Consider the following 3,193-nt stretch of genomic DNA (forward strand, 5'->3'; position numbering starts at 1 on the left):
AACGGCCGCGCCTACCAGCGGTGCTTCGTTGAATAGCTTTTGCCGGTTCATGCGCGCCTCTCCATTGGAATGACGCTCCGGCCGATGACCAAGTTCCCGTCTACGAAGACGACGGGCAGATGGCCATAGAACGAGTACGTCGGAAGGCTGACGGGCTTCACGCCGTAGGAGCGAGCTGGCCTGCTCTTGCTCCTGCTACGATTGATGCGGAGCGGGCTCATGCCGCACCTCCCTCACGCAGGAAGGCGATAGCAATCCGCAAGAGTGGGTCCTCGCCGCGCAGTTCGTAGGTGCCGAAGTAGCTTGCGAACTCCTCCAAGGCGAGCGCAGCGCCCTCCGGGGTCGTTGGCATCGGTGGACGCGGCCAAAACTCCTCCTGGAGAGCTTCCTATTTCGCCGCCGCTGCATGGTGGTCGTTGCCCGGTCCTTGGTGCGCAGCGGCGTTCGCCCATTTGTTGAAGGCTTCGACCTCATGCCGATAGTCGAGGATAAGGCTGACAAGCGGGTCAGGCGTGGAAGCTCGTGCTGGGGATGGTGCGCAGGCACGCAAAGCGATGGCGGACGATGCCGCCGCCATCAGCGCGCGACGATTCAATGCAGACGTGGGAGAACACTCCTCTAGGAAGTGAGGGACGGGCGTTCAGGGGAGACAGAGGCGGCGGCTCTTCGCTCGCGTGACCGGGTAAGCGGCGAGGAAGGCTTCATCGGCGCAAATTGCCGCTTCAGCTGCCTCCTTGGTTATCGGCAGGCAGCGGCGCCTCACCGCGCTCCGCTTCCATGAGAGAGCCGCTTGATCGGGGGCGGGGGTGAGGATCTGATCGGCGGTCGCCTTGCGCCAGGCCGCGGCCAATTTCTGCCTCGAACTTTCATCACTTCGCTGGTCGCGGGCCGTGTTCCATGACGATTTCGCGTTGAAAAGAGCCATTCGCGCGCCACGAAGCTCTGTTTCGGCAGCCGCACAGCGAGTACGCTGGAGGAGCCGGAAAGCGTATTGCCAGTACGGTTTCCTGCACCATGCGCCCCCAGGGACTTTCATTCGAACTCCCCAATCCCATCTGTTGGAAAGGCAGAAATCGGGAACCTGAAGAGCATGTCGTGCGATTGCGAACGGCTGGCTGAAGCGATCTATCGCGAGATCGAAAAGCAGCTCCCGAAGCGGGATGATGATGGCGACTTCGACAATCACGACCTGCAGTCGGTGTTGATCGACGGCCAGCTGGATCTCGTGAAAATCGCTGCCTCGCTGACGAGGCGGTTCTGCGTGCTGGCCGACAACCTTGAAACGGTCGTCGCTGACGGCCCTGCGGCCGGTCGCAGTTGAGCGTGGCGCGGATCGCTGATTACCCGACGGCTATCCACTCACCGTGCTGGGAACCAAAGCCATCGAACTTGATTTATTGGGATCGAGCGGAGGGTTCGGCGATGGCGACCGGCTGGGCTCCGGATGGGGCAGTTCAAGATCAGATTGACGACTCCATTACCGATGCGGTGCGACTGGCTCGCGCCAAGTTGGCCACTGGCCCTGGCGAAATTCACTGTCAGGTTTGTGGCGAGGAAATACCTGAGGCCAGGCGCAAGGCGATGCCGAGCGCGCGCACGTGTGTCGATTGCCAATCTGGCCTCGACCGCCGCCTCATCCTCGGCGGCATCAATCGCCGCGGCAGCGAGGATAGCCAGCTCAAGTGATCGGTTGTGCGGACACAGGTCAGTCCCTGCCACATCTAAGTGAAGCTTCGTGAGTGCGCTGCTTGGGACGCGCAATTGCACCGAAAAAGCGAGGTTTGTAACAGCCCCGGATTTACTTGCCTCCAAAAGGGACACCCGTCATTCTCACTGACGCAATGAGGGAGAGCGGCATGGCTACTGGAACTGTGAAGTGGTTCAACTCGACAAAGGGCTTCGGCTTCATCCAACCGGACGATGGGGGCCAGGACGTATTTGTCCATATCAGCGCTGTCGAGCGAGCTGGTCTGCGGGATTTGCAAGAGGGCCAGACAATCTCTTACGAGATAGTCGCAGACAAGCGATCCGGAAAGTCGTCGGCGGATAACCTCAAGGCGAAGTGACGGGCGTGGTGCCCAGCGACAGGCGTGTCCAACGCGCAGCGTGATTGGAGCCCGGCCCTTGAGGTCGGGCTTTCTGCTTCTCATTGCTGCGGTAACTAACGCAGTCAGCGCCGAGCGCGGTCTTTGCCTCAGAGCAGGCGAATGCCCGCAGGCCTATCGCCACTAGCCCGACCCAGCCCGCAGCGACGAATTTGATTCCCATGGCGATGCGGCTCACGCGGCCACCGTGGCCACTTCGCCCGCCGCTCGCGCTCTGCGGCATTGTCCCTGCCAGTTTTCTCCCAATGGCCCATCAGAGCAGCGTCACCTGCTCTGCTCGTTGAGCTTGAGCGGCAAGCAGATCCAGGGGGCCATCCTTCTTTGCGCCCCGGGCGACAATCGACAGCGAGCCGTCCGGCAAGGGACGCTGCAGCGACACCGCCTGGTCCCAGGGCGCCGTCATCCAGGCAGCACATTCCTCCGGAGTCGTCAGGATTACCGGCATGGCCTTGGGATGGATCGTGCGAACATCATCGTTCGGGTCCGTCGTCAGAAACCCGAACAGGTCGAGGGTCTCTTCGCCGTCCTTGATATTGCGCACGCTGGTCCATTGAGGGCACCAGATCCCAGCAAACATCGCAGTTGGGCGCTCTTCTCCAAAGGCGAACCAGACATCTCCGCCCTCAAACTTGTTGAACTCGCTGAAGCTCGTGAAGGGCACGAGGCACCGGTTCTGGACGCCTAGCCAGCGCAGCCAATGCTTGCTGTCAGTTCGCCGGATATTCGTCGTCCCCCGGTCCGGTTCCAGACGCACCAGCTCCTCAAAATCCACCGGCTTGCCCTTCGCGCGCAGCTTCTCGGCGCGCTCGCTCGCTGCGTCATACAGAGCCTTGCGGGAGGACGGCATACCCCAGCGGACCATGGCCAGCTCAGGTCCCGCTTCAGCGTTCCGAATGATCGGAGCAGGCCGGTCGGGATTAATGTTGGGCTGCGGCGGCAGGTTGGCAAAATTCGCCCCGCCATCGTGTAAAGGCGCGAACAGCTTGCGCATCGCGTCCACCGGGCCGTTGTGGCTGTAGAGGTTGCACATGCCTCGCGTCACCGGCTCCGACGGATGAAGCGCGCCTTGAACGGCCCCCCCCCATTCC

Annotated in this window: 5 protein-coding genes; 3 read left to right on the forward strand and 2 right to left on the reverse strand. The window is 61.9% G+C overall.

Annotated features, from left to right (window positions below; genetic code table 11):
* Nucleotides 1–217 precede the first annotated feature (217 nt).
* Nucleotides 218–352, reverse strand: coding sequence for a hypothetical protein (locus B6S44_RS30110; RefSeq protein ID WP_282568199.1), 135 nt, complete (start codon nucleotides 350–352; stop codon nucleotides 218–220).
* 639 nt (nucleotides 353–991) lie between these two features.
* Here B6S44_RS30110 and B6S44_RS23215 point away from each other — a divergent pair.
* From B6S44_RS23215 to B6S44_RS23225, 3 genes are all read left to right on the forward strand, one after another.
* Nucleotides 992–1,321 carry a hypothetical protein gene (locus B6S44_RS23215; RefSeq protein ID WP_129159262.1) on the forward strand — a complete coding sequence of 110 codons (330 nt, stop codon included), beginning with the start codon at nucleotides 992–994 and terminating at the stop codon, nucleotides 1,319–1,321.
* A gap of 101 nt (nucleotides 1,322–1,422) precedes the next feature.
* Nucleotides 1,423–1,686: a DksA/TraR family C4-type zinc finger protein gene (locus B6S44_RS23220; protein ID WP_129159263.1), complete on the forward strand. Its 264-nt coding sequence runs from the start codon at nucleotides 1,423–1,425 to the stop codon at nucleotides 1,684–1,686.
* A 170-nt stretch (nucleotides 1,687–1,856) separates the two neighbouring features.
* A complete protein-coding gene (locus B6S44_RS23225) occupies nucleotides 1,857–2,066 on the forward strand; it encodes a cold-shock protein (RefSeq protein ID WP_129159264.1) in 210 nt (69 codons plus the stop codon).
* Nucleotides 2,067–2,358: 292 nt separating this feature from the next.
* On the opposite strand, the gene B6S44_RS23230 is transcribed toward B6S44_RS23225, so the two are convergent.
* Nucleotides 2,359–3,135: an SOS response-associated peptidase gene (locus B6S44_RS23230; RefSeq protein ID WP_129159265.1), complete on the reverse strand. Its 777-nt coding sequence runs from the start codon at nucleotides 3,133–3,135 to the stop codon at nucleotides 2,359–2,361.
* Between the last annotated feature and the right edge of the window lie 58 nt (nucleotides 3,136–3,193).

This window comes from Allobosea sp. Tri-44, assembly GCF_004123845.1.
Classification (GTDB): Bacteria; Pseudomonadota; Alphaproteobacteria; order Rhizobiales; family Beijerinckiaceae; genus Allobosea.

Excerpts from the sequence above, each read along its gene's own strand:
- B6S44_RS30110 (WP_282568199.1), bottom strand. The coding sequence starts at position 352 with ATGCCAACGACCCCGGAGGGCGCTGCGCTCGCCTTGGAGGAGTTCGCA.
- B6S44_RS23225 (WP_129159264.1), top strand. The coding sequence starts at position 1,857 with ATGGCTACTGGAACTGTGAAGTGGTTCAACTCGACAAAGGGCTTCGGC.
- B6S44_RS23220 (WP_129159263.1), top strand. The coding sequence starts at position 1,423 with ATGGCGACCGGCTGGGCTCCGGATGGGGCAGTTCAAGATCAGATTGAC.
- B6S44_RS23230 (WP_129159265.1), bottom strand. The coding sequence starts at position 3,135 with ATGTGCAACCTCTACAGCCACAACGGCCCGGTGGACGCGATGCGCAAG.